The organism is Nonomuraea sp. NPDC052634 (assembly GCF_040678535.1).
GTDB lineage: Bacteria > Actinomycetota > Actinomycetes > Streptosporangiales > Streptosporangiaceae > Nonomuraea > Nonomuraea fastidiosa.
Genome location: NZ_JBFATY010000006.1, coordinates 192,792 through 218,526, shown reverse-complemented (window position 1 = coordinate 218,526; position 25,735 = coordinate 192,792). Strand labels below are relative to the sequence as shown.

Here is a 25,735-nt window from a genome sequence, read left to right as displayed (position 1 = left end):
ACCCCCAACGCCCCTGGAGGACTTCACGCCATGGGAATCGCCGTATGGGCGCTCATCGCCTACATCGTCATCATCGTCGTCTGGAACGGCGTGCTGAAACGCAACATCGGTGAGGCGATGCTCATCGGATTCGCCGGCGTGTGCCTCTTCGGCGGCGGGCGCTTCTTCGAGCTGGCCTGGGCGGGCATCGCCGACGCCATGGCCGAGGAGGTCGTCTTCGCCGCCCTGGCGTTCGTCTTCATGGGCTACCTGCTGACCCGGCTCGGGCTCATCCAGGAGCAGGTCACGGTGCTCAACTCGGTGTTCGGCCGGCTGCGCGGCGGCGCGGGATACGTCTCGACCGCGGCCGCCGCGCTGCTCGGCGGCCCCTCGGGATCCGGCTCCGGCATCTCGGCCTCCGTCGGCTCGGTCACCATCCCCTGGATGATCCGCTCGAACTGGCGGCCCGACCTCGCCGCCTCGCTGGTCGCCGGCAACGCCGGGCTCGGCATCTCGATCCCGCCGAGCTCGTCGATGTTCCTGCTGCTCGGCTCGGCCGCCGTCGCGCCGGTGCTGAGCGCCGACCAGCTCTTCGTGCCCGCCCTCGTGGGCGGCCTGTGGACGGTGGCGCACCGGTTCGTGGTGGTGTTCCTGTGGGTGCGCAGGAACCGCATCGCCGCCACCGACGCCTCCGACATCCTCCCGCTGCGGGAGGCGCTGCGCGCCGGATGGGCCTCGCTGCTGGTCTACGCTGGCATCCTCATCCCGGTGCTGATGACGCTGGACTTCGGCAAGGCGCTGATGGAGTCGCGGGTCGGTGAGGCGGCCGACGGCATCAGCATCGTCGTGTGGATCCCGGTGCTGACCGTGCTGGCCACGTTCGCGGTGGCCTGGCGGCGGCTGCCGCGCACCGCGAGCGCCTGGAGCGAGCTGCTCGGCGAGATGGCGCCCCGCTACGCCGTCATCGGCGCCACCCTGTTCTTCGCCTTCGCCGCCGCGGCCGCCCTGGGCGAGCTGGGCCTGGTCGAGCAGCTCACCACGATCATGGAGGGCGTGGACGCGCCCGCCGTCGTCATCGCCGCCATCGTCGGCCTGCTGCTCGTCGTCATCGCCGCGCCGCTGACCGGCACCGCCACGATCGCCGCCGTCGGCGGCGTCGCCTTCAGCGCGCTCACCGCCGCGGGAGTCGCGCCCGCCGCCGCGGCCACCGCCATCCTCATCTTCGCCTCGACCGAGGGCGCGTCCCCGCCGGGAGCCGCCCCCATCTACATCGCCAGCGGCATCGCCCAGGTGGACCCGGCCAGGACGTTCGGCCGGCTCATCCTGTGGTTCGTCATCCCGACCCTGGTCATCGGCGTGCTCATCGCCACCGGCGTGCTGCCGATCTGAGAGGAGCCCCCGTCATGCGACAGCTCACCATGATCCTGTTCAAGATCGGCCTCGTGCTGTTCCTCGCGCTCGGCGTCGTGCTCGTGCTGGCGCAGGCCGTCGGCCTCATCGCCGGCAGCCCCGGCCTGGTGTCGGGCGCGGTCGCGGCGCTCGGCCTGCCCATGACCGTCGCGGCCGGGGTGACCGGCCTGCTCGGGTTCGTGATGTCGTACGTCTTCCACTGGAAGACCGGCGAGGACTGAACCGCGCCCCGCATGGACGGCGACGGCCTGGGTAGTCGTGCCGCCGAACACGCGGGGGGAAGCATGAAGACGCAGCTGCGGAGCAGGAAGCGCGGCATGGACCGGGCCGTCATGCTGGCGAGGACGGCCGCATCGCCCAAGCCCGGCATGGGCGCGCGGGTCAAGAAGCGGGTCACGAAGGCCGTGACCCGGCCCAAGACAGTCCTGCTCGGCTCGGCGCTGCTGGCGGCGTTCCTCGCCGGCCGGGCCTCGCGCCGGCAGCGCAGGCCGGGTCACCTCATTCCGATATCCGGGGGCGCCGCCCGGGGATGAGCTTCGCGGCCAGCAGCGACAGGTTCTCGGCCGACTGGCCGAGGAAGTAGTACAGGCGCGGCGGCAGCAGCGGCAGCAGCCGCGAATGCCGCTCGTTGAGCAGCGCGACCATCTGCTTCGGCGGCAGGTCGATGTAGCGCGGCACGTTCTCGTACCAGCGGGAGCTGTTGCGCGCCGCCCGCTGCGAGACGCGGATCGCCGCGCGGCGCTCGCGCTCGTAGCGGGCCAGCGCGCGGCTCAGCTCGGGCTCGGCGTGCAGCGCCTCCACCAGGTACGCGGCGTCGCCCAGCGCCAGCGCGGTGCCCGCGCCGATGGAGTAGTGCGTGGTGTGCGCGGCGTCGCCGAGCAGCACCACGTTGTCGCGGTACCACCTGCGGTTGGTCAGCGTACGGAAGTTCAGCCAGCGCGCGCTGCCGCCGCCCTCCGTGCTGGTGAGCAGCGGGTGGCCGTCGAGCACCTCGGCGAACAGTTTCTCCAGCTGGGCCAGCCCGTCGGCCTCGCTCGCCGTGTCCAGCCCCAGGCCCCGCCAGGTGTCGGGGGCGCACTCGACGATGAACGTGCTGTGGCCGGGGTCGTAGCCGTAGCCGTACCCCCAGATCCAGCCGTGCGGCGTCTCGGTGAAGGCGAAGGTGAACGCGTCGAGCGCCTTGGTGGTGCCGAGCCACATGTACATGTTGCGGCCGACCGACACCTCGGTGCCGTAATGCCCGGCGTCCCGCTCGCGCAGCACGCTGTTGATGCCGTCGGCGGCCACCACCAGGTCGGCGTCAGGGAATTCCGCCTCGGCGGTGATCTCGCGCTCGTACTCGATGCGCACGCCGAGCTCCGTGGCCCGCGCGGCGAGGATGTCGAGCATGCGCTGCCGCCCGACGCCGAACCCCTCGTCGCCGTGCTCGACGACGACGGTCGCGCGGTCCTGCACGTGCACGACCCAGCTGTCCCACCGCACGGACGACTCGCCGATGGCGCGCGCGGACTCGGGATCGACCTCGTGCAGGTAGTCGAACAGCTCCTCCCAGTACGTCACCCCCCACCCGTAGGTGGCGCCGGCCGGGTAACGCTCGTAGACGGTGATCTCGTGGGAGGGGTCCACCCGCTTCATCAGGATGGAGAAATACAGGCTGGCGGGTCCGCCGCCGACGCAGGCGACCTTCACAACGAGCTCCTCACCGTACTAAACGTCACCATTCAGGTGCAGAGAGTAGCAAGAGGTGGGCGGTGTGGCCGGACGCCGCGCCGCCCACCAGGACGAACGCGTACCTTTTCTGGACCTTCCGCTTTTTTGGGTCAGGCGGTGACCGTGGCGCGCACGAGGCGGCACACGTCCGACGGGCGCAGCGCGTCGCCGCGCTGCCAGAGCGCCGGATCGACGCAGTCCGCCTGCCGCACGTGCTCGGCCACCTCCAGGCCATGCCGCTTGAGCAGGGCCGTCAGGTCGTCGGGGGCGAAGAACGACAGCCACGGCTCGCCGCGCTCGGCGGCCGCCCCGGCCGCGTGGCCGGCGTACGAGGCGCCGCGCGCGTCGCGCAGCTCGGGCGGCAGGGCGTACTCCATGACCAGCTCGCTGCCCGCGGGCAGGCGGCCGAGCGCGGCGAGGGTGGCGGCGACGGCCTCCTCGGTGAGGTACATGGTGACGCCGAGCCAGCTCACGAACGTGGGCTCGCCGTCGCTGAGCCCGGCCTCGCGCAGCGCCTGCGGCAGGTCGCCGGATTCGAAGTCGAGCGGCGCGAACGTCAGGCCGGACGGCTGATCGAGGCCCGCCGCGGCGATCAGCTCGCGCTTCCACCGCTGGGTGTCCGGGTGGTCCACCTCGATCACCCTGACGTCCGGCCGCGCCCGCCAGGCGTAGGTGTCGAGCCCCGCGCCCAGCAGCACGTGGTGGCGTACGCCCGCCTCGGCCGCCTCCGCCGCGCGCCGCTCGGTGTAGGCGCTGCGGGTGGTCACCTGGGCGCGGGTGCCCGCCAGGATGGGGTGCTCGCCGAAGCGGCGGTGGTAGCCGATCGGCTCGTCGGCCAGGGCGCCGAGCAGCCGGGCGGCCAGGGTGTCGCAGAAGAGGAACGGCTCGGCGTCCACGATGAGGTGGGCGGCGCGGGCGGCGGCGGCCATGAACGCGGTCTGGCTTGGTTGCGCGTCTCGCATGTACGGTGCGTTCCTTTCAGGAAATGCTCGGGAACGCTGATGTTAAGCGCGCAAATCACCACTCCAAAACCATCATAGCAGCCTAAAATAAATTGTTTATTGTGTGCTTGTTGCGGGCGAATAACGAATCCTTTCTGGTATTTGTCCGCCGCTGCGGTGATGCTCGGGGAGCGCGGGTCCGGGCGCGCGTGACGCGAGGGCCGCGTGGCGCGAGGGCTGCGTGAGGCGAGGGCTGCGTGGCGCGAGGGCTGCGCGTGACGCGGGGCGCGAGGGCCGCGAGGGGTGCGGGCGCAAGGGGCGTGGGATGCGGAGTGGCTGTCGGGGTGATCGAAACCGGTGGGCCGTTCAAGGAGGGGCGCGGGGAGGTGCCGCGCCCGCGTTCCAGTGAGATGGGGTGCGGGGGCGCCCGCCGCGCCGGTCAGGCGCCGGAGCGGCGGGCGGCCCCTTGCCGGGGGTCAGGTGGTGCGGGTCAGGTCGAGGCGGACCCTGGCCAGCCAGGAGCCCCAGCCGTCCTCCGGGCGGCTGTCGCCGATCCGCAGGTAGAAGGTGTGGCCGTCGCCCAGCAGCTCGCCCAGGTCGAGCGTGCGAGGCGAGCGGTTGGACAGGTCGCGCACGTTCTCGCTCTCCCGGAGCACCGTCCGCCAGTTCTCGCCGTCGGTGGAGACGTCCACCAGGAACTGGTTGCCGATGTCCAGCGTGAGCGTGCCGCCGCGCACGTCGGACGGCGGCGCGAAGCGGTAGACGGCGTGGCTGTCGCCGTCGGTGAAGCGGGCCCGCCCGTCGAAGACCTCGCCGTCGAGCTGCGAGCCGTCCTCGTCGAGCAGCCACGGCTCCTCCGCCGCGGTGCCGGGCGTGAACTCCACGGTGTCGCCGATCACGATGACCGTCACCTGCTTCTCCGCGACGCCGAGGCCGGTGCCGGCGGTGGAGAAGCGTACGCGATGCGCGCCGGGCGCGGCCGAGGCCGGCACGTTCACCCGGAACGTCACCGTCTGTGACGCCCCCGAGGCGAGCGGCCCGAACGCCGCCGACGCGGGCTCGGCCGTCCAGCCTTCGGGCACGCCCGCGACGACCTGACCCTTGGCGGAGCCGCGGGAGTGGTTGGCCACGGTCACCGGCACGCTCACCTGCTCGCCGGGCCCGGCCACCGCCGGGGGAGCGGTCAGCGCGATCGGCGAGGTCGCGGGCGGCGCGGGCGCGAGCAGCTCGATCTCCGCCAGCGACCCGCCGCCGGTGAACCTGATCCGGTACTGCGCGTACGCGCCAGGCTTGGGAATCTTGAACGGCCGGGTCTGCAGCCGCCAGGCGAACCTCTCGCCCGACCGCTCGTCCAGCACCTTCCACCGGGTGCCGTCGTTCGACCCTTCGAGCACCCAGCCGGCCGGGTCGCCGGCCTCCTCGGCGCCGGAGGTCAGCGTGTAGAAGGCGGCCCGCCGCCGCTCGCCGAACGCGTACGTCACCGTCTCCGGCAGCGCCGCCCGGGTCGCGGAGTCGTCGTCGAACAGCGCGGCGACCTCGCCCGGCGCGTCGGCGGGCCGCGTCAGGTCGCCCAGCGGCTCGGGCACCCGGTCGCCACGGCTGATCGACGGCGGCGCGGCGTCCTTGCCGGTGCCCCAGCGCGACGGCCGCGGCCCCATCTCGAACTCCAGCTCGGCGCCCTTGGCGAGCAGGTCGTGCGGCAGGTACGTCTTGCCGTACGGCTTGCCGTCGACCTTCAGCCCCTGCACGTACACGTTGCGCGCGCTGTTGTTGCGCGCCTTGATCACCAGCTTCCTGCCGTTCTCCAGGCGCAGCGTCGCCTTCTCGAACAGCGGCGAGCCGATCGCGTAGTACGGGCTGCCCATCTGCAGCGGGTAGAAGCCGAGCGCCGAGAACACCTGCCAGGCCGACATCTCGCCGTTGTCCTCGTCACCGGCGTAGCCCTGGCCGATCTCGCTGCCCAGGTACAGCCGCGAGAGCGCCTCGCGGACCTTGGCCTGCGTCTTCCACGGCTGGCCCGCGTAGGTGTACATGTACGGAATGTGGTGCGACGGCTGGTTGCTGTGCCCGTACTGGCCCATCCGCACGTCGCGGGCCTCGCGCATCTCGTGGATGACCCCGCTGTACGAGCCGGGGAACAGCGCCGTCTCCTGATCGGCGAAGAACGCGTCCAGCTTGGCCGCCAGCTCGTCCCTGCCGCCGTAGAGGGCGGCCAGGCCGGCGCCGTCCTGCGGCACGTGGAAGGCCATGTTCCAGCCGTTGGTCTCGGTGTAGTCGAAGCCCCAGACGCGCGGGTCGTACTCCTGCGGCGGGCGGCGGAAGGAGCCGTCGGCGTTGCGGCCCTGGAAGAAGCGGGTCGCCGGGTCGAACATGTGCACGTAGCCGAGCGCCCGGTTCCTGAAGTACTCGGCCTCCTCCAGGTAGCGGTCGCGCTCGGCGCCCTTGGCGTGGGCGGCCAGCGCCTCGGCCATGTTGGCGATGCCGAAGTCGTTGATGTAGCCGTCCAGCGCCCACGACATGGCCTCGCCGGTCGACTGGATCGACGTGTAGCCGAGGAAGGCCGAGGTGGACAGCCCCTTGCGGCCCACGTGCCGGGCCGGCGGCGTGACGGTGGCGTTCTTCACCGCCGCCTCGTACGCCTCCTTCGCGTCGAAGCCGGACACGCCCTTGAGGTAGGCGTCGGCGAAGGCGACGTCGGAGCTGGTGCCGACCATCGCGTCCGCGTAGCCGGGCGCGGACCAGCGGGCGATCCAGCCGCCGTCCCGGTACTGCTGCACGAACCCGTCCACCATCTCGCCCGCCGCCTTCGGCGTGAGCAGCGCGTACGCCGGCCAGGTGGTGCGGTAGGTGTCCCAGAAGCCGTTGTTGACGTACACCTTCCCGTCGGCCACCCGCGGCTCGGCCGGGATGTCGGTGGAGGTGGAGGACTGCACGGCGTGCCGGTAGACGGGCCGCTCGGCGGTGCCGGTGTTCTCGTGCGCGGAGTTCGGATACAGGAACAGCCGGTACAGGTTCGAGTAGAGCGTGACGAGCTGGTCCTCGCTCGCGCCCTCCACCTCGATGACGCCGAGCTTGGCGTCCCACGCCTTGCGGGCGCGCTCGCTGACCTTCTCCAGCGTGTCGGACGCGGAGATCTCCAGCTCCAGGTTCTTCCGCGCCTGCTCCACGCTGATCAGCGAGGACGCGATGCGCATGCTGACCTGGCGGCTCTTGCCCGCGTCGAAGGAGAGGTAGCCGAGCACGTTGTCGCGGCCCTGGCCGGTCAGCTTGCCGCCGCCGGTGACCGGGCGGTCGAAGACGGCGTAGAAGTACATGCGGGTCGCGCCGTTCGACGACTCGGTGCGCACGTCGGAGTGGCCGGTGACGACGCCGTTCTCGACGTCGAGGGTGAGGCCGCCGCGGTCGTCGACGTTGTCGAAGATCAGCTTGGCGGCGTCGCCGGGGAAGGTGAAGCGGGCCAGCGCGGCGTGGTCCGCGGGCGCGATCTCGGTCTTCAGCCCGTTCTCGAACGTGACCGCGTACAGGTGCGGGCTCGCCACCTCGCGCTCGTGGCGGAAGGGGAGCGCGCGGGCCGTGCGCGACGGGTCGGGCACCCCTTCGGCGGCCGACGGCATGAACTGGAACGTCTGCCGGTCGCCGATCCACGGGCTCGGCTCGTGACTGGCCGTGAACGCCTCGATCTCCGGCAGGTTGGCGGCGTTGTTGCCACGGTGGTACTCGTACAGCCAGCGGGTCGAGCCGGCGTCGGTCATCGGCGTCCAGAAGGTGAAGCCGTGCGGCACCGCCGTGGCCGGGAAGGTGTTGCCGCGCGAGAACCCGCCGGTGGAGTGGGTGCCGCGGGTGGTCACCACGTACTGCGACGGCGAGGTGCGGCGCTCGCCGCGCCCCTCGTACGGGCGGCGCTTGCGCTCGGAGACGATCCTGATGTCGTCCACCCAGCCGCGGAACCCGGCCTCGCCCGCGGGCGTGTCGAAGGCCACCAGGATGCGCGTGATGCGCTTGCCCTTGGCCACCTCGCCGATCCTGGACCGCTTGTAGTTCCACTGGTCGGCGTAGAGGGTCTTCGACTCGCCCTGCGCGCGCGGGTCGAGCCGGACGCCGTGCTGGTCGGTCGCCTTCAGGTCGCTGAGGTAGGTGCCGTCTGCGAAGGCCAGGTCGATCGAGACGTACGTGCTGGGGTAGCGCAGGTCGGCGCCGGTGAACTCGGGGAAGACCACGTAGGACAGTTCGGTCGTGGCCGTGACCGGGATGTCCACGTCGAACACCTTGTTGGTGGCGTGCCCGCCGTTCTTGCGCGTGGTGCCGCCGGAGTAGCGCAGCGCGTGCAGGCCGGTGAAGCCGGCGCGCGGCTTGGCGGTGTGGCCGCGGGTGGGGCCGGTGCCGATCCGGCTGCGCATGTCGCTGGGCGGTGGCGCGCCCGTGCTGCCGTCGGACAGCTCCCACTCGGCGAGCTGCAGCGTCGAGCCGCCGCCGATGCGGGTGACGTTCAGCCGGTAGTGGGCGTAGGCGGTGGTGTTGGGGAAGCGGTACTCCTTGCGCTGGTGGCGGGCGGTGAACGTCTCGCCGGTGCGGGTGTCGAGCGTCGTCCAGGTCGTGCCGTCCTGCGAGCCCTGCAGCTCCCAGTCGCGCGGGTCGCGTTCGGGGGAGTCGTCGGCGGAGGTCAGCGCGTAGCGGGTGACCGCGACGGGCTCCGACAGCGCGTACGCGGCCCAGCCGGTGCCGGAGAAGACCAGCCACTTGGTGCCGGCGTCACTGTCGGCCAGGTTCTCGCGGACCTCGCCGCCTGAGGCGTTCTCGCCGCTGGAGGTCACCTGGGAGATCTTCTCGACGATGCTGCCTTCGATGATGCCGGGCATGGCGCCGGTGACGCCTCGGGACTTCTCGGAGGTGTCGGTCCAGGCCGGTGCGGGGTCGCCGGGTTCGAAGGAGCTGGCGAAGGCCGCGCCCTCGTCCTTGGCCAGGGCCTGGCCGTCCTGGGCGGCCCTGCGCTGCGCCTGCTCGGGCGGCGGCGGCTCGGACGGCGCGGGGGCGGGCGGCGGGCTGTAGGAGGGGCCGGGTGCGGGGGTGCCGGACGGTCCCGGGTTGGGAACGGGCTCGGGGCCCGCTGCTCCCGACGAGAGCGCGTACGCGGCCGGGGTGGCGATGAGGAGGGCGACGACGGGCGATAAGACCGCCGTGATGAGAGGGCGCTTCACGGGGGGTCACCTTTCTTGCGCGGGATCGCTTGACAACGTTGTCAGCCCCGATCACTAAGGAAAGTTTCAAGCGGTGAACGCGTTGTCAAGACATCGTTGTCAATCGTGCGGCGCGAGGCCGGTGAAACAGCGCCCGGAAAGCGCTCGTGGATGCGATTCCGTGCGGGCTCCAGGCCGTCTCGCTTCGGCTTGGTACGTTCGGGCCTGCGGACGCGGCGCTCCATGGCGAGCGATGCCGCGTGGCGGCATGTGCACGGGCGCTTCGCGCCGATCGCGTTCCTTCTCACCGTGGCCCTGGCGGCCGGCGCGGCCGTGTCCTTCGTCTCAGGCGACGGCATGTACGGCGCCGTGATCGCCGTCGCGGTCGTCACCGTCGCGACCCTGCTGATCGGGTCGGCGTGGGCGCATCGCGGCCTCGACGGGGACGACGCGCCTCAGAACCCCTCGCTGCGGTAGATGAGGGAGAGCGGCTCGGACGCGTCCGGCGCGGCGAGGCGGGTGGCGGTGCGGCCGACGAAGCGGGCCAGCGACCGTGCCAGGTGCGGCTGGTCGAAGTAGCCGAGCCGGTGCACGACCTCGACCGCCGGCACCCCCTCCTGGATGAGCACCGCCGCCGCCCTGGCGCGGTCGATCTGCCGGACCGCGTTCCTCGTCAGCCCGGTGGCCGCGAGGAAGCGCCGCTGCACCGTACGTTCCGACACCATGGACACCGGGCCTCCGCCCGAGGCCACCAGCGGATCGCGCACCAGCACCTCCGCGCGCACCAGCCGCTCCACGAACGACTCGGCGTCGTCGAAGCCCGGCACCTGCCACGACGACCCCTTCAGGTGGAACGAGCGCCGCGTGGCTCCGGGGATCACCAGGTTGCCGTCCACCAGCTCCGCCAGCGGCAGGTGCGGCATCGACACGCCCAGCGCGAAGCTGATCCCGATGAACGTGGCCTCCTCGGGCACCGGCGCCCGGCTCGCCCGCGTCTCCGGCCCCTGCACGGCCACGTTCATCCGGCCCTGCTGCTCCCAGAAGACCAGCTCAAGGCGGGCGGAGGCGACCGACAGCATCTGCGAGACGCCGCTGCTGCGGCTGCGCCAGACCCGCTCGATGTACGGCGAGTCGGAGCGCCGGCTCTCCATCTCCAGGCCCATGGCGGGGTCGCTTCCTTCCGTGGCCGCGCCCGAGGGTCGTGCCGGGCGTCGCAGTTCCAACCGTAGACGGCTCACGCCCGCAGCGCTGCGGGGAAGCCGGTCCAGCGCAGATCCGGGGGCAGGTGGCTCATGTCGTTGAAGAACAGCAGCGACGGCGGCGCCTTGGGACGGTAGAGGATCGCGGTGAGCGCGCAGTTGCCCTGGTTGAGCCCCATCCACCGGGCGTCGGGCGCACCCAGCGCGTGCCGGACGAACCAGGCGATGAGGTAGTTGTGCGTCACGATCAGCTCGTGGGTCTCGGCGGCGGCCGGGCCGGCGTGCCGGGCGATCGCCTCGGCGGCCAGCGGCGGGCCCGAGGCCAGCTCCGTTTCGGTGAAGCCGTCGAGGAACGCGGCGTGCCGGGGCGGCAGCTCCTCGCGCGGGGGCGCGGCGGGCACGTAGTCGCCGTACACCTCGCCGGATCGTACGGCGGCGCCGGGCAGATGGGCGGCCACGATCTCGGCGGTGGCCGCGGCCCGGGGGAGCGGGCTGTGGTGCACCGCCGTGATGGGGTGCTCCGCCAGCCGCCGTCCCAGCAGCTCGGCCTGCTCGCGCCCGATCGGGCTCAGCTCGCCCTCGTCGATCGCCTCGCCGTGCCGTGCCAGATACAGATAGCGATTCGCCACCTTTGCACCTTGATGGGTGAGATGATAGGTGAGAGGGAAGTTTGTCATAAGTCGCGGATTTTGCGCGGTGAATCGTCCTGAAACGGCCATGCCGGGGTGTCCTCGCCGTCACGAGGCGCATGGGCGGATGGTGGACCGGCGCCGAGGGCATGTACGGTGCGTTGTCAAGGATTCACGCACAGGAGTCGTCCTCATGCCTCGTCAGGCGCTACCCCTGGCCTGCCACGCCGCGGCCATCGCCGCCGTACTCTTCGCCGTCACCACCGCGCCCACCCAGGGATCCGGGCGCACCGCCGCCGACGACCCGGCGCTGCCCGGACCCGCAGGGCTCGAGGAGCTGCCCGAGCTGGCCGACCTGACCGTACGCCGGCTGCTGCTCGCCGACGCGGTCGCCGCCGCCGAATTCGGCACCGCCACGCTCGTCGCCGACCCGGCCGGGCAGCGCGAGCTGCTCGACGCCGTGGCCGAGCACTCCGTCGAGATCGGCCTGCCCGTCCCGACCGGCGTGGGGTTCTTCCGCGCCCAGATCGCGGCGGCCGAGCACGTGCGGCGCGGCCTGCACGAACGCTGGCGGGCCCGCCCCGCCCTGCTCCCGCACCCGCGCCCCGACCTGGCCGCCGACGTGCGCCCGCGGCTCGACCTGCTGACCCCGCGCCTGCTCCGCCTGCTCAAGGAGACCGAGCCGGTACGCGGGGTGCCGCGGCGCTGCACGCCCGCCCTCGCCGAGGCCCGCCGCGCCGCCGAGACCCGCGCCGGGCTCGACCGCCTGCACCGCGACGCCCTGACCCTGGCCCTCGCGCCCGTCTGCGCCGCAGAATGACCGGCTGCTGAACCGCCCCGTGAACCGGATCGGCCTCCCGCCCGACTGAGCAGGGTGACAGGAGGACGAGATGACCGATGAGCTGCTGGTCGTACGCGCCCAGCTAGGTGAGCGGGACGCGCTGGCCGAGCTCGTGTCCCGCTGGCGCACGCCGGTGTGGACGTACGTGCGGCGCATGCTGGACGCCGAGCGGGCCGACGGCGTGAGCCAGGAGGTATGGCTGGCCGTGGTGCGCGGCCTGCCGCGCCTGCGCGAGCCGGACAGGTTCGCGCCCTGGCTGTTCACCATCGCCCGCAGGTCCGTCATGGACCGGCTGCGCGGCCGGTACGCCGAGCCGCCCGCCCCGGCCGGGGACGAGACCGCCGCCGACCCGGCGGGCGCGGCGCTCGACCGCGCCGAGCTGATCGCCGCGCTGGCGCTGCTGCCTCCGCCCGAGCGGGAGATCCTCGTCCTCCACTACCTGGAGGACCTGCCCGTCGAGGACTGCGCGCAGATCTGCGGAATCCCGGCGGGCACGGTCAAGTCCCGGCTGAGCAGGGCGCGGCGGCTGATGCGCGCCCGCCTGGAGGAGAAGGGGTACCGGCCATGACGAACGAGGAGCCGCGCCTGCCGGCGCGTGAACTGCTGGAACGGCTCGAACCCGCGCTGTCGCCCGCCCGGCGCATCCGCGCGATGGCCGCGCTGATCGCCGGGGTGGCGGGCGCGCTGTTCGTCGTGGGGCTGTGGGCGACCGAGCCCGGGCCGCTGCCGGGACGCACGCATCTGGCGTTCGGCCTGCTCGCCGCGTTCTGCCTGGGCTGGGCCTGCTACGGCGGGTGGCTGCTGCGGCGGCGGGTGGCGCTGTTCGCGACCGACCGGGTGGTGGCCGGGTGGCTCGCGCTGGTCGCCTCCGCCTCGACGACCACGCTCCTCATCGTGCTGGCCGTCCAGCGCGGCGAAGGGCTCGGGGTGGCGCTGGGGGCCGGTGCGCCGGTCGTCGTGGTGGCGCTGGCGCTGACCGTCAGGGCGCACGTCCAGCGCGCTGCGCTGCTACGCCGCCGGCGCGACCTGACCGGCGGCACCTGACCCGCCGCCACGCCGCCATGCCGCCGCGCCACCGGGGCGCCGCCGCCCGCCGTGCCACTGCGCCGCTGCCTCTCGCCCCGCCCTGCCGCCGCCCGCAGCGCTACCGCGCTACCGGGTTGCCGCGCTCGAAGCGCTGCTGCTCGCCTTCGCCCGCCGCTCGGGCGGCGGGCGCGCGCTGGGAGGTGGAGCGGTGAGCGTTGCCTCGGGAAAGCGAGAGCGGCGTGCTGACCCGGACGGTGCGGGTGCGCCGTCCCTGGAAGTCCAGGGTCTGCACTGGTGTCCGGGGATGGTCAAGGAGGGAGGTTTATCGATAAAGTCGCTCCGACCGGCACCCTAACCGCGAGGAAAGCGTTCGATGAGCCCTGTCACCGTGTCCGCCATCATCAACGTCGACGTCCCAGGTCCCGTGATCAGCCGCCACCTGTACGGCCACTTCGCCGAGCACCTGGGCCGCTGCATCTACGGCGGCTTCTACGTGGGCGAGGACAGCGACCTGCCCAACGAGGGCGGCATCAGGCTCGACGTCGTCGAGGCGCTGCGCGCCCTGAACATCCCCAACCTGCGCTGGCCCGGCGGCTGCTTCGCCGACGAGTACCACTGGATGGACGGCATCGGCCCCAAGGAGAGCCGTCCCGTCATGGTCAACACCCACTGGGGCAACGTCGAGGAGAACAACCACTTCGGCACCCACGAGTTCATGGCGCTGTGCGAGCTGCTCGGCGCGGAGCCGTACATCAGCGGCAACGTCGGCTCCGGCACCGTCCGGGAGATGAGCGACTGGGTCGAGTACCTGACCCGCGAGGGCGACTCGCCGATGGTGCGGCTGCGCAAGGCCAACGGGCGCGAGAAGCCGTGGCGGGTGCGCTTCTGGGGACTGGGCAACGAGGCGTGGGGCTGCGGCGGCAACATGAGCGCCCAGCAGTACGCCGCCGAGGCCCGCCGTTTCGGCACCTACTGCCGCGACCACGGCGACAACAAGCTCTACCGCATCGCGGCCGGGGCCAACGGCGCCGACTACGCCTGGACCGAGACGCTGATGAAGCAGCTCGGCGAGCTGGGCTGCGCCTACCGGCCGGCGCCGTTCATGCAGGCGCTGTCGTTCCACTACTACACGATCCCCGGCACCTGGCAGGACAAGGGCTCGGCCACCGAGTTCGGCGTGGACGACCACTACCGCACGATGGTGCAGGCCGCCCGCGTGGACGAGCTGATCACCGGTCACTCCAACGTGATGGACTGCTACGACCCGGGCAAGAACGTGGGCCTGGTGCTGGACGAGTGGGGCACCTGGTGGAACGTCGAGCCCGGCACCAACCCCGGCTTCCTCTACCAGCAGAACACGCTGCGCGACGCGCTCGTGGCGAGCCTGCACTTCGACGTCTTCCACAAGCACGCCGACCGCCTGGTCATGGCCAACATCGCGCAGACCGTGAACGTGCTGCAGGCGATGATCCTCACCGACCCCGACTCGGGCGCGCTGGTGCGCACGCCGACGTACCACGTGTTCGAGATGAACAAGGGCCACCAGGACGCCGCCTCGCTGCGGGTGGACCTGCCCGGCGGCCTGCCCGCCCGGCAGGTGGACGGGACGGAGCTGCGCACGGTGTCGCTGTCGGCCAGCAGGAAGGACGGCAGGCTGCTGGTGTCGCTGTCGAACGTGGACGCGGGCGAGGCCGCCGACGTCGAGCTGGACCTGCGCGGCGGCGCGATCGCCGAGCCGCGCGCCCGCATCCTCACCGCCGGTGAGCTGCGCGCGCACAACACCCCGGACGCGCCCGAAGCGGTGGCGCCGCGCCTGCACGAGCAGGTCACGGCGACCGCGTCCGGGCTGCGCGTGCACCTGCCGGCACACTCCTTCGTCACCGTGGAAGCGCGCCTGGCCTGAGCGCGCCTGGCCTGAGCCTTCGCCGTCGAGGCGAGCCCATCCTGAGCCTTCGCCGCCGTGCAGGCGCGCCCGGCCTGAGCCGCGGCGCTACTCTCGGCGGCATGGTGACGATGGACGACGTCGCCCGGCTGGCCGGGGTGTCGAAGATGACGGTCTCCAACGTGGTGAACAACCGCGGCGGAGTCAGCGAGCCGGTGCGCCGCCGCGTGCGCGAGGCCATCGAGCGCTCGGGCTACCGGGTCAACGTCTCGGCCCGCACGCTCAGGTCGGGGCGCACCGGCGTGATCGGGCTGGCCGTGCCCGAGATCGACCGGCCCTACTTCGGGCGGCTCGCCTCCCACGTCATCGAGGCGGCCGGGCGGCGCGGCTTCCACGTCGCGATCGAGCAGACCGGGGCGGCGGCGTCCGGCGAGATCGACGCGATCGCCCACGCGCGGACGCTGCAGTTCGACGGGCTGATCCTCAGCGCGGTCGGGCTGGACGGCCGCGAGCGGGTGCCGCCCGAGGGCGACCATCCGATCGTCATGCTCGGCGAGCAGGACTTCGCCGGGCGCTTCGACCATGTCGCCATGCCGAACGAGGAGGCCACCGCGGCGGCCACCGCCCACCTGCTCGACCGGGGCTGCCGCGCCGTCGCGATCGTCACCGGCCGCCTCGACTGGGGGCTGAACATGGTGACCGCCCGCCACCACGGTTACCTGTCGGCGCTGGCCGCCCGCGGCCTCGACGCCGACCCCGGGCTGCGCGTGGAGCTGGACACGCTCACCATGGAGGCGGGCCGGGAGGCGGCGCACCGGCTGGCCTCCTCGGGGCGGCCGTTCGACGGCGTGGTGGCGGTGACCGACACCGTCGCCATCGGCGTGCTGCGCGGCCTGGCCGACGCGGGGCTGCGGGTGCCGGACGACGTGCGGCTCGCCGGGTTCGACGACATCGCGGAGGCGGCGTACCTGGTGCCGTCGCTCACCACCGTGGCGCCCGACCACGCCTGGATGGCCGCGAAGGCGGTCGAGCTGGTGACGGCCCGCATCGCCGACCCCGGGCGGCCGACGGGGCGGTTCGTGGCGCCGTACGAGCTGGTGAGCCGCGAGTCCACCGTGTAGTCATTTGCCCGTTTTCTTAATTGATGTCAGGTGTGCCCCTCTTGGCTGTTACATTCGTGGGTCATTGATCACGGAGGGGCCCCCATCGTTAGGAGAACTGTGCTGAGAAAGACCTCCCTGCTCGCCACCGCGCTCGTGATGATGGGCACCACGCTGACGGCCCCCATCGCGACCGCGTCGGTGACAGGCAAGGACGTCACGGACGCGGTCGGCAAACGCGGCGTCACCTGGCGGCCGTGCAAGGAGGAGCCCAGCGTCGAGTGCGCCACGCTGAAAGTGCCCGTCGACTGGTCCAAGCCCAACGGGCCCACCATCGACCTGGCTCTGGCACGGCGCAAGGCCAAGGACCCCTCCGCGCGGATCGGGTCGCTGCTCACCAACCCCGGCGGTCCTGGCAACTCCGGCGTCGACGGCATCCTGCGCCCCAGCGGGTTCAGCGAGGAGATCCAAAAGCGCTTCGACATCGTCGGCTACGACCCGCGCGGCGTCGCCCGCAGCGGCTCGGTCACCTGCACCGCCTCGGTCTACAACCAGATGCCGGACCCGGTGATGAAGAGCCAGGCCGACTTCGACAAGTGGCTGGCCTTCGACAAGAAGCTGCGCGCCGACTGCCGCAAGCGCACCGGCCCCCTCTACGACCACCTCGACTCGGTCAACGTCGCCCGCGACATGGACGCCATCCGCGCCGCGCTGGGCGAAGCGAAGCTGACCTCGTACGGCGTCTCCTACGGCACGCTCGCCCAGCAGATGTACGCCGAGCTGTTCCCGAACCGCATCCGCGCCATGGTGCTGGACAGCAACATGGATCACAGCCTGAACGTCAAGGCGTTCCAGGTGAGCGAGGCGGCCACCGTCCAGGACAGCTTCGACGAGTTCGTGGCCTGGTGCGAGCGCTCCGCAGACTGCGTCCTGAACGGCCGCGACATCCGCGCGCTGTGGAAGAAGCTCCTCGCCAAGGCCGAGCGAGGACAGCTCGTCTGGCCGGGCGGCGACGACAAAGTGAGCGCCCACAACCTGCTCTGGCTCGCCGTGATCATGAACGAGGCGCCGAACTGGCATCTGGAGGCCCAGGTGCTGCTCGCGCTGGACGGCGGTCCCGTGCCGGACGACATGCCGGGCCCGCCCGGCAACGGCCCGGTGAACGGCAGGTGGGCCGAGCTGCCCACCGCGATCCTGTGCCAGGACTTCGACCTGGGCCTGCGCGACAAGGAGTACGCCGCCATCATGCGGGCCGCCAACGCGGTGGCGCCCGACGTCCGCTACAACCCGATGCCGATGGGCGACATGCCGATCTGCCAGGGCCACCCGGTGACCAATGCGCAGCACCGGCTGCGCTACAAGGGCAAGGCGCCGCTGCTGGTGGCCACGTCCAAGCACGACCCCGACACGCCGTACCAGTGGTCGGCGAACGTGGCCAGGCAGCTCGGCCCGAAGGCGACGCTGCTCACGTACGAGGGGTGGGGCCACGGCATCTACGGCATGACCGAGTGCACCACCAAGGTCATGGACGCCTACCTCATCTCGCTGACCGTGCCCAAGCGGGGCATCCGCTGCCCGGCCGAGGAGCCGCAGCCGAAGAGCTGAGGACGGGCGTTTCCCGGGGAACGGGGTCGCGCGCGAGTGCGCCGCGCGGCCCCGTTCCGCCGTGTCGCGGCCGTTTGCAGCCGTTTGCAGAAGTCGTTGACCCTGCGGAGCCCGGCGATCACACTGAGGGCGCCGCCGATGTGCATGCGTTGTCCGGCGGCGCAGGAATGTTAACGCTAACAGAAGCGTCGTGCCCCTCAGAAGGAGACGCATGTCCGCGACCCTGCCCCGCAGGACCGCCGTGGTGCTCGCCACGGCCTGCCTCCTGCTCACCTGCCTGGCCGCCGTCGCCCCCAAGCGGGCCACCGCGCTCGAACCGTTCACCGGCTACCTCATGGCCCACTTCACCGGCGAGTCCGCCAACGGCGAGCAGATCTACCTCGCCCACAGCGACGACGGCCTGCACTGGACCGACCTCAACAACGGGCAAGTCGTCTTACGCTCCACCGTCGGCACCCGCGGCGTGCGCGACCCCTCGCTCGTCCGCTCCCCGAACGGCGACCGCTACTGGATCGTCGCCACCGACCTGCGCATCGCCGGCGGCACCTCCTGGGACGACGCCGCCAACCGCGGCAGCACCTCGCTCGTCGTGTGGGAGTCGCGCGACCTCGTGAACTGGTCGTCCCCCTGGCTCATCAACGTGGCCGGCGCCATCCCCGGCGCGGGCAACGCCTGGGCGCCCGAAGCCATCTACAACCCGGCGACCGGCGACTACGTGCTCTACTGGGCCACCAACTCGCCCGTCAACGGCGTCAAGAAACACCGCATCTGGTACGTCCGCACCAGCGACTTCCGCTCCTTCACCACGCCTCAGCTCTACATCGAGCGCGGCGGCACCCAGGGCATCATCGACACCCAGATCATCGAGGTGCCCAGCGGCGCCGGCGGATACCGCTACTACCGGGCCTCCGCCGACGGCCACATCACGATCGAGGCGTCCGACTCGATCCTCGGCACATGGACGACCCTCGGCGACCTCTCCCACATGGGCATCACCAACGGCACCGGCGGCGGCACCGTCGTCGAAGGCCCCATGTGGGCCCGCTTCAACGACCGCGACGAATGGGCGCTGTGGCTCGACCAGTTCGCCACCGGCCGCGGCTACATGCCCATCACCTCCACCGACCTCGGCAGCACCCGCAACTTCCGCACCCGCAGCGACTACTCCATGGGCGGCAACCGCAAGCGGCACGGTTCGATACTCAGCATCACCGCCGCCGAGGAGAGCCGGGTGCTCGGCCGCTGGGGCGACAATGTGCCCATCAGCCGCATCCAGTCCTACAACTTCCAGGATCGCTACATCCGGCACGCCGACTTCGACGTACGCATCGACGCGAACGTCAGCCCCGCCCAGGACGCCCAGTTCCGCCTGGTGCCCGGACTGGCCGGCGGGTCCGGCACCGTGTCGTTCGCCTCGGTCAACTACCCCGGCTACTACCTGCGCCACTACGGTTTCGACCTGACGCTGGCCGCCGACGACGGCAGCGGCACCTTCGCCGCCGACGCCACGTTCCGGCCGGTCGCCGGGCTCGCCGACTCCTCGTGGACCTCGTACCAGTCGGTCAACTACCCCGACCGCTACCTGCGCCACTACGACTACCTGCTACGGCTCGACCCGATCAACGACGCGCAGGCCCGCGCCGACGCCACCTGGCGGCAGGTCACCGGCTGACGAGCGGTGAGACCGGCCCTCACGGGTAGGGGGCTTGCACGGCCGGAAGCGACGCCGCACGGCGCCTCTCATCGGCGGGCGGCGGCCCTGCCCGCCGACCCGGGCCGGGCGTAGACCCTGGTCACGGCCGAGGCGGGGACCTCGCTGCCGGTCGGCGGAGGTACCCGCCGGCGGCCGGGACGGGTACTGGTCGCGGTCGTGACGGGGACCTGGTGTCAGCCGTGTGGCGGAGAGATGACGGTCGTTGGGGGAGCGCGTGATGACGGCCGCGAGGCAGGCGGGGGACCCCCGCCTCCGGAGCCTGATCAGGGCGGCGAGGCGGGCGGGGGACCCGCATGCCCTGGACCTGGCCGAGGCCGCCGGACGGGACTGCCGCGCCGCCGACCTGGTGGTGGCGGCGGAGGAGGTCGGTGTGCGCGACCTGCGCCTGCTTGCGGCCATCGCCGCAACGCCGCGCGAGCTGTTCGTGCCGCCGCGCTCAGTGGCGCGCGCCTACGCGGACGAGCCCATCCCGCTCGCCCACGGCCAGCCCACCAGCCAGCCGTCCCTGGTCGCCCAGATGATCGACGCGCTGCGGCTGTCGGGCGGCGAGACCGTCCTGGAGATCGGCACCGGCTACGGCTACCAGACCGCGCTGCTGGCCCGGCTCGCCTGGCGCGTCTACTCCGTCGAACGCCTGCCCGACCTCGCCGCGCACGCCCGCGCCAACCTCGCCGCCGCGGGCATCACCGGCGTCGAAGTGCTGGTCGGTGACGGCACCGCCGGGCTGCCCGAGCACGCGCCGTACGAGGGCATCATCGTCTCCGCCGCCGCCCCCGAGGTGCCCGCCCCGCTGGCCGAGCAGCTCACCGAGGGCGGCCGCCTCATCATGCCCGTCATGGGGCAGATCGCCGACATCGTCACGCTCTTCACCAAGCGACGCGGACGGCTGGCGCAGATCCGTGAGGTGACACCCGCATCCTTCGTCCCCCTCATCCCCGGCCCGTAAGGGGAGGAAGCAGCCGTCGCCGTTCCCTTGGATGGCCGGGGGCCGCTCCCGTCGGCGTGGGCGTGCCGCTCCGCAACGGCGCGGGAGAGCCCCCGACGGCGCGGGAGAGCCACCTCGCGACGGCACGGGCGTGGCGCCCCCTTCGGGGGTGGGGGGATGGCGCCCCGTGACGGCGCTGTCGAGCGACCTCCTGACGGCACGGGGGTGGAGCCACTTGACGGCACGGGCGTGGCATGCCTCGACGGTGGGAGCGTGGCGCCCCTCGACCGTTACAGGCGAACCGCCCCCCGGACAGTGCGGGCCTGGCGTGCCCTGACGGCGCGGGGGGATGGGAGGGCGGCGCACTGGGTGCGCGCGCTCATCCGGACCCGGCTACGGCATGACGGCGGCATGGCGACGGCGGACGGCGCGGCGGCGCGCGGGCGATCTGCGATGCGGCTGACGGTTGACGGTCAGCGCCTCCTGGTACGCCTCGCTCTCAAAGCCTGGGCCGCTGCGGGGGCGCGGAGGGGCCGCCGCGCCCCCCGCTGGTCCGGCCCCTCGGGGCGGGTTTGGGGGTGGTGGGGTGGGAAGGGGAGCCAGGTGAGCGTCACGCTTGCGCTGGCGGGTGACACGATGCTCGGCCGGGGCGTCGCCGACCTGCTGGCGAAGTCCACCGACCCCGGGGACTACGTGTCGGACGCGGTCCGGGCGTACCTCTCCGAGGCCGATCTCACGCTGCTCAACCTCGAATGCTGCCTGTCCGATCGCGGCAGCCCGTGGCCGGCGCCGGGCAAGATCTTCCACTTCCGCGGCCCGCCGCGAGCCGCCGACCTGCTCGCCGAGCTGGGCGTGGGCTGCGTGACGCTGGCCAACAACCACGCGCTCGACTTCGGGTACGACGCGCTCCTGGACACCCTCGCCCACCTGCGACGGGTGGAGATCCGCGCCGCCGGAGCCGGGCCCGACCTGGAGAAGGCGCGCGAGCCCGTGCTGCTCGACGTGGGCGGACTGCGCCTGGCCGTGATCTCCGTGACCGACCATCCCGACGACTTCGCGGCCACATCCCAACGGCCCGGCGTGGCTTACGCGGACCTGCCCGCCGGGGTGCCCTCCTGGCTGACCGGCACGGTGTCCGGGGCGCGGGCGGAGGCGGACGTCGTGCTGGTCAGCCCGCACTGGGGGCCGAACATGACGACCGAGCCGCTGCCGTACATCCGGTCCGCCGCGAGCATCCTGGCCGGCGCCGGCGCCACGCTGATCGCCGGGCACTCCGCGCACGTCCCGCACGGGGTGGCGCCGCCCGTCCTGTACGACATGGGCGACTTCCTCGACGACTACGCCGTGGACCCCGACCTGCGCAACGACCTGTCGCTGCTGTTCCTGGTCACCATCGACGAGCTCGGGCCGCTCCAGCTGCGCGCGGTGCCGCTCAAGCTCGACTACTGCCGTACGACCCTGGCCAGGGGCGACGAGCGGGCCTGGCTGGCGAGCCGCTTCACGGCGGTCTGCGCCGCGCTGGGCACGAAGGTCGTGTGGGAGGACGGCAGCCTCCTGGTCGACCTCCGCTGACCCCGCACTGCCCAACGGACGCCCGTCAAGCCTCGCGCTCCGGTGGCCGCGGCGAGCGTTCGTCCTCGGCAGGGCGGGTCTCACCGGGCCACAGGGCGGCCATGAAACTTTCAGCGCCGTCCTGCAACTGGCGCACAGCATCTGACCTGCGATGACGCCCCCATCCGCAAGCGGTGTGCTTTGCGGGCTTGCGGCCCTGTGCTTCACTGCTCCTGCGGACGGGAAAGCGCTTACCGTAAGTCGGTAAGCGCTTGCCAAGCCGCTCCCCAGGCGGCGCCGGACACCGGGCGCGCCGCTCGATGCCCCATGCCGTATCGCGAGAGGGAGTTCACCGTGCGTAAAAACAGGAGGCTGGCCACCGCGCTGGCCGCGGCGCTCGTCGCGGGCAGCGGGATGGTGACCGTGCTCGCCACCGCCGCATCGGCGGCACCGTCCAACGGGAACTACACGCTGGTCAACGCCGGCAGCGGCCTGTGCGCCGCGGTGCCGGGGCAGAGCACCGGCGACGGCGTCCAGCTCGTGCAGGCGTCCTGCTCGGGCGGGGCCGGGCAGGTGTTCGCGGTCACCGCGTCCGGCGGCGGCTACCAGATCAAGGCCGCGCACAGTGGCAAGTGCCTCGGCGTCAAGGACGCCTCCACCAGCGCGGGCAAGGCCGTGCAGCAGGAGACGTGCACGGGCGCCGCCTCCCAGACCTGGCAGCTCACCGAGTCCGGCTCGAACTACCGGGTCGTCAACTCCAACGGCGGCAAGTGCCTCAACGTCAAGGACAACTCCACCTCGTCAGGTGCCGCGCTGCAACAGAACTCCTGCGACTCGGCCGCCACCAAGCAGTGGACGCTCAGGGCGGCAGGCGGCGGCAACCCCGGCCCCAACCCCACCCCTACCGTGACGCCGACCAGCGGCGACGGTGACGGCAGCGGCCCGTGGCCGTCCGACACCGGCAGCGTGCGCCTGACCGAGACCCAGCGGCTCGGCTCGTTCTTCGACGGCGGGATGAAGCGCTACTACGGCATCGGCGACGGCGGCCAGAGCGAGAGCCAGGACCCGATGTTCGTCGTGCCGAACGGCGGCACCATCCAGAACGTCATCATCGACGCCCCCGCGGGCGACGGCATCCACTGCGAGGGCTCCTGCACGATCCGCAACGTCTGGTGGAACGACGTCGGCGAGGACGCCGCCACGTTCAAGAGCTCCAGCTCCTCGGCCACGTACCTGGTGGACGGCGGCGGCGCGAAGTCCGGCAGCGACAAGGTGTTCCAGCACAACGGCGCCGGCACGCTGACCATCAAGAACTTCCAGGTGCACAACTCCGGCAAGCTCTACCGGGCCTGCGGCAACTGCTCGACCTCCTACCAGCGGCACGTGGTGATGGACGGCATCACCGCCCGCTCCACCAAGGTGCTGGCCGGCATCAACTCCAACTGGGGCGACACCGCCCGCTTCAGCCGGATCACCGTATACGGCAGCGCCACCATCTGCGAGCGCTACAAGGGCGTCCCCAAGGGCCAGGAACCCACCAAGATCGGCTCCGGCCCCGATGGCACCCACTGCCTCTACCGCGAATCCGACATCACCTACCGGTGAGAAGCGTGCGAGGCGGGCGGGCGGGTGAGGGCGCCCGCCCGGCCCGGGGTGCCGAGGCCGCCGCACGTACTGTGAGAGCCATCGCCGGGGAGGGCGGCACGGCCGTCCCCGTCATCGCCGACGTCACCTCCGACCAGGCCTGCGCGGACGCGGTCGCCGAGACAGTGGTCGCGTTCGGCACGCTCGACGCGGCCGTCAACTGCGTCGCGTCCGGCGACCGCAGCGGCGTGTTCGACACCACGCCCGAGCACTACGACCGGCTCATGACCGTCAACCTCACTACGACAGCGAGCCGGTCACCTCCGGGCCCCCGGGGGAGTGAGCGGGCGGGTGGCCTCGTGTACCCGCCAGTGCGGGCGCGGCGCCGGAGCCCCGGCCGAGGGCGCGCCGAGCGCACGCGAGATGCTGCGCGCGGTCGTCGTCATCGCCGGGATCAGCGCGTGCGGTGAGGCGGAGCCGCTCGGCACGGTGACGCCGACCGCAGCCACCACCTTGTCGCGCGGCCCCCTGATCGGCACGGCCACGGCCATCACCCCGTAGGTGAGCTGGCTCTCCACGACGGCCACCCCCGACCTGCGCACCTCGGCGAGGAAGCGCCGCAGCTCGTCGGGGTCGGTCAGCGTTTTCGCGGTGTAGCTGCGCAGCTCGGAGGCCAGCAGCTCCTCCTGGAACTCCTGCGGCGCGTACGCCAGCAGCACCAGCCCGCTGCCGGTGGCGTGCAGCGGCCAGCGCCCGCCCTGACGGCTCGGCACGGGGACGGTGTCGCGGGCGCGCAGCGACTCGACGTAGATCACGTCATGCCCGTCGGGCACGCCGAGGTGGATGTTGGCGCGCAGCGCGTGCTGAAGGTCGTGCAGGTACGGCAGCGCGATCTCGCGCAGCCGACCGCCCTGGGGCGCCAGCGTGCCCAGCTCCAGGATGCGCAGGCCGATGCTGTACTTGCCGTCGCTGTGCCGGATGAGCGCGCCCCAGCAGCGCAGCTCGTTGAGCAGCCGGTGGGTGGTGCTGAGCGTGAGACCGGACCGGCGGCTGATCTCGCTGAGCGACAGCGCCAGGTTCTCGGCGTCGAACACGCCGAGTATGGACAGCACTCGCTGCGCCGATGTCAGGCGATGGGACTCCGCGGACCGGTCTGCCAGGACAGTCACCTGCTCACCTGCCTGTCCGTTGATCGGGTTACGTGAGTGTTAACACAGGCTACCCAAGCCGACAACTCACCGATAGTGCACAGAAATCTCTCTGAATTGTCGTCCCGTACGCGGGAACCGCCTTTCCGCCCGGCCTTTTCGCGTGCTCGCAAATGCCTCGTCCACCGGCCCAGAAGGCAGGCCCGGCGGGCCTTGACGAGCCCCTTCAAGCGGCCCTTCCGCCTCATGAAAGCCGCGGTCCCGGCGTTCTAGATTGCGCCGAACAGGAGGTGCGAGCGGGATGTCCGGCCGAATTCCCGGACCGCCCGGCCCAGCCGTCCGGGCGGCGGAAAGCCGCGGCCCGGCGCGGCCGTGACGCGGGCGATCGGGCCGACCCCTCGCAACGCGCTCGGCGCCGTCCCGCGACGGGCCGACCGGTCAGCGGCGGAGGCCGAGGGCTTCCGCGGCGGTCGCCAGGGCGGCGAGGTGGTCGTCGACCGTGGCCAGCCCGGCCCGCATGGTGTCGATGGCGATGTGGGTGGCCCCGGACTCGCGCCACCGATCCGCCAGCCGCGCCACCTCGTCGGGATCGCCCCGCCAGGGGAGCCGCCCTTCCATGCCGAGCGCGGCCGGGTCGCGTCCCGCCTGCGCGGCGGCCTCCTCGACCACCGCCTTCGCCTCGTCGAGGCGCGGCCCCGGCGACATCTGCGGGAACCAGCCGTCGGCCAGCCGCCCCGCACGGCGGTAGGCGGCCGGCGACTGCGCGCCGATCCAGACGGGGATCGGCCGCTGCACCGGCAGCGGCGCCAGCCCGGCTCCGGTGACGCGGTCGAACTCGCCCTCGAACGTGATCGACTGCTCGGTCCACAGCCGCCGCATGAGCGTGATCTGCTCTTCCGCCCGGCGTCCCCGGGTGGAGAAGTCCTGGCCGAGCGCCTCGTACTCGACCCGGTTCCAGCCCAGCCCGACGCCCAGGCGGAACCGCCCCTCGGCGAGCAGATCGACCTCCGCCGCCTGCTTGGCGACCAGCGCCGTCTGCCGCTGCGGCAGGATGATGATGCTGGTGACCAGCTCGAGCTTGGTGATCGCGGCGAGGTAGCCGAACATCACCAGCGGCTCGTGGAAGGTGGTGCGCACGTCGTACGGGCCGTCCCAGCCCGTGTGCACCGCGGGGTCCGCGCCGAGCACGTGATCGAAGGCCATCACGTGGGCGTAGCCGAGCTCCTCCACGCCCTGGCCGTAGGCGCGCAGCGCGCCCACGTCGCCGCCGAGCTCGATCTGCGGGAAGACGACACCGATGCGCATGCGTACTGCCTC

The 25,735-nt window shown here is 72.2% G+C and carries 21 protein-coding genes and 1 pseudogene; 15 read left to right on the top strand and 7 right to left on the bottom strand.

Translation table 11 applies throughout. From position 1 onward, the window contains the following. Nucleotides 1-30: 30 nt before the first annotated feature. The 3 genes from AB0K67_RS26280 (at nt 31) to AB0K67_RS26270 (ending at nt 1,922) form a co-directional block, all read left to right on the top strand. The gene (locus AB0K67_RS26280) at nt 31-1,368 is read left to right on the top strand and encodes a TRAP transporter large permease subunit (RefSeq protein ID WP_364065280.1); all 1,338 of its coding nucleotides are present in this window, start codon (nt 31-33) and stop codon (nt 1,366-1,368) included. Nucleotides 1,369-1,382: 14 nt separating this feature from the next. Next, on the top strand, nt 1,383-1,610 hold the full coding sequence (locus AB0K67_RS26275) for a hypothetical protein (RefSeq protein ID WP_364065277.1): 228 nt from the start codon (nt 1,383-1,385) through the stop codon (nt 1,608-1,610). A gap of 63 nt (nt 1,611-1,673) precedes the next feature. Continuing rightward, nucleotides 1,674-1,922, top strand: a complete 249-nt coding sequence (locus tag AB0K67_RS26270) for a hypothetical protein (RefSeq protein ID WP_364065274.1) — start codon at nt 1,674-1,676, stop codon at nt 1,920-1,922. On the opposite strand, the gene AB0K67_RS26265 is transcribed toward AB0K67_RS26270, so the two are convergent. The 3 genes from AB0K67_RS26265 to AB0K67_RS26255 all read right to left on the bottom strand — a co-directional run bounded on the left by AB0K67_RS26265 (nt 1,888) and on the right by AB0K67_RS26255 (nt 9,235). After that, a complete protein-coding gene (locus AB0K67_RS26265) occupies nt 1,888-3,078 on the bottom strand; it encodes an FAD-dependent monooxygenase (protein ID WP_364065271.1) in 1,191 nt (396 codons plus the stop codon). The genes AB0K67_RS26270 and AB0K67_RS26265 overlap by 35 nt on opposite strands. Nucleotides 3,079-3,209: 131 nt before the next feature. Continuing rightward, a complete protein-coding gene (locus tag AB0K67_RS26260) occupies nt 3,210-4,061 on the bottom strand; it encodes an SAM-dependent methyltransferase (protein ID WP_364065269.1) in 852 nt (283 codons plus the stop codon). A 455-nt stretch (nt 4,062-4,516) separates the two neighbouring features. After that, on the bottom strand, nt 4,517-9,235 hold the full coding sequence (locus AB0K67_RS26255; protein WP_364065266.1) for a GH92 family glycosyl hydrolase: 4,719 nt from the start codon (nt 9,233-9,235) through the stop codon (nt 4,517-4,519). A gap of 150 nt (nt 9,236-9,385) precedes the next feature. Between AB0K67_RS26255 and AB0K67_RS26250 the strand changes: the two genes are divergently transcribed. Then, nucleotides 9,386-9,691 carry an SdpI family protein gene (locus AB0K67_RS26250; RefSeq protein ID WP_364065935.1) on the top strand — a complete coding sequence of 102 codons (306 nt, stop codon included), beginning with the start codon at nt 9,386-9,388 and terminating at the stop codon, nt 9,689-9,691. Here the strand turns inward: AB0K67_RS26250 and AB0K67_RS26245 are convergent. Next, nucleotides 9,670-10,377 carry an AraC family transcriptional regulator gene (locus AB0K67_RS26245; RefSeq protein WP_364065263.1) on the bottom strand — a complete coding sequence of 236 codons (708 nt, stop codon included), beginning with the start codon at nt 10,375-10,377 and terminating at the stop codon, nt 9,670-9,672. The genes AB0K67_RS26250 and AB0K67_RS26245 overlap by 22 nt on opposite strands. 71 nt (nt 10,378-10,448) lie before the next feature. Continuing rightward, nucleotides 10,449-11,042, bottom strand: coding sequence for a histidine phosphatase family protein (locus tag AB0K67_RS26240; protein WP_364065260.1), 594 nt, complete (start codon nt 11,040-11,042; stop codon nt 10,449-10,451). 193 nt (nt 11,043-11,235) lie between these two features. Here AB0K67_RS26240 and AB0K67_RS26235 point away from each other — a divergent pair, with 193 nt between their 5' ends. The 11 genes and pseudogenes from AB0K67_RS26235 to AB0K67_RS26185 form a co-directional block, all read left to right on the top strand. Beyond that, entirely contained in the window at nt 11,236-11,862 is a 627-nt protein-coding gene (locus AB0K67_RS26235) for a hypothetical protein (RefSeq protein WP_364065257.1), read from the top strand. Nucleotides 11,863-11,932: 70 nt separating this feature from the next. After that, complete coding sequence (locus AB0K67_RS26230) at nt 11,933-12,451, top strand: sigma-70 family RNA polymerase sigma factor (RefSeq protein WP_364065254.1); 519 nt, start codon at nt 11,933-11,935, stop codon at nt 12,449-12,451. Continuing rightward, entirely contained in the window at nt 12,448-12,927 is a 480-nt protein-coding gene (locus AB0K67_RS26225) for a hypothetical protein (protein ID WP_364065251.1), read from the top strand. Before AB0K67_RS26230 ends, AB0K67_RS26225 begins: the two co-directional genes overlap by 4 nt. A 355-nt stretch (nt 12,928-13,282) precedes the next feature. Then, on the top strand, nt 13,283-14,812 hold the full coding sequence (locus AB0K67_RS26220) for an alpha-L-arabinofuranosidase C-terminal domain-containing protein (protein WP_364065248.1): 1,530 nt from the start codon (nt 13,283-13,285) through the stop codon (nt 14,810-14,812). A gap of 101 nt (nt 14,813-14,913) precedes the next feature. After that, nucleotides 14,914-15,912, top strand: coding sequence for a LacI family DNA-binding transcriptional regulator (locus tag AB0K67_RS26215; protein WP_364065245.1), 999 nt, complete (start codon nt 14,914-14,916; stop codon nt 15,910-15,912). A 99-nt stretch (nt 15,913-16,011) separates the two neighbouring features. Next, nucleotides 16,012-17,496, top strand: coding sequence for an alpha/beta fold hydrolase (locus AB0K67_RS26210; RefSeq protein ID WP_364065242.1), 1,485 nt, complete (start codon nt 16,012-16,014; stop codon nt 17,494-17,496). 211 nt (nt 17,497-17,707) lie between these two features. Next, complete coding sequence (locus AB0K67_RS26205) at nt 17,708-19,168, top strand: glycoside hydrolase family 43 protein (protein WP_364065239.1); 1,461 nt, start codon at nt 17,708-17,710, stop codon at nt 19,166-19,168. A gap of 259 nt (nt 19,169-19,427) precedes the next feature. Next, nucleotides 19,428-20,156: a protein-L-isoaspartate(D-aspartate) O-methyltransferase gene (locus AB0K67_RS26200; protein ID WP_364065237.1), complete on the top strand. Its 729-nt coding sequence runs from the start codon at nt 19,428-19,430 to the stop codon at nt 20,154-20,156. A gap of 582 nt (nt 20,157-20,738) precedes the next feature. Continuing rightward, entirely contained in the window at nt 20,739-21,707 is a 969-nt protein-coding gene (locus AB0K67_RS26195) for a CapA family protein (protein ID WP_364065234.1), read from the top strand. Nucleotides 21,708-22,040: 333 nt separating this feature from the next. Then, nucleotides 22,041-23,291, top strand: a complete 1,251-nt coding sequence (locus AB0K67_RS26190) for a pectate lyase (protein ID WP_364065231.1) — start codon at nt 22,041-22,043, stop codon at nt 23,289-23,291. Then, nucleotides 23,288-23,566: pseudogene (locus AB0K67_RS26185) on the top strand (SDR family oxidoreductase); the annotation flags it as partial. The gene AB0K67_RS26190 and the pseudogene AB0K67_RS26185, both read left to right, overlap by 4 nt. Before the next feature lie 21 nt (nt 23,567-23,587). Here the strand turns inward: AB0K67_RS26185 and AB0K67_RS26180 are convergent. Beyond that, complete coding sequence (locus AB0K67_RS26180; RefSeq protein WP_364065228.1) at nt 23,588-24,439, bottom strand: IclR family transcriptional regulator; 852 nt, start codon at nt 24,437-24,439, stop codon at nt 23,588-23,590. A 417-nt stretch (nt 24,440-24,856) separates the two neighbouring features. After that, a complete protein-coding gene (locus AB0K67_RS26175; RefSeq protein WP_364065225.1) occupies nt 24,857-25,723 on the bottom strand; it encodes an LLM class F420-dependent oxidoreductase in 867 nt (288 codons plus the stop codon). Nucleotides 25,724-25,735 lie beyond the last annotated feature (12 nt).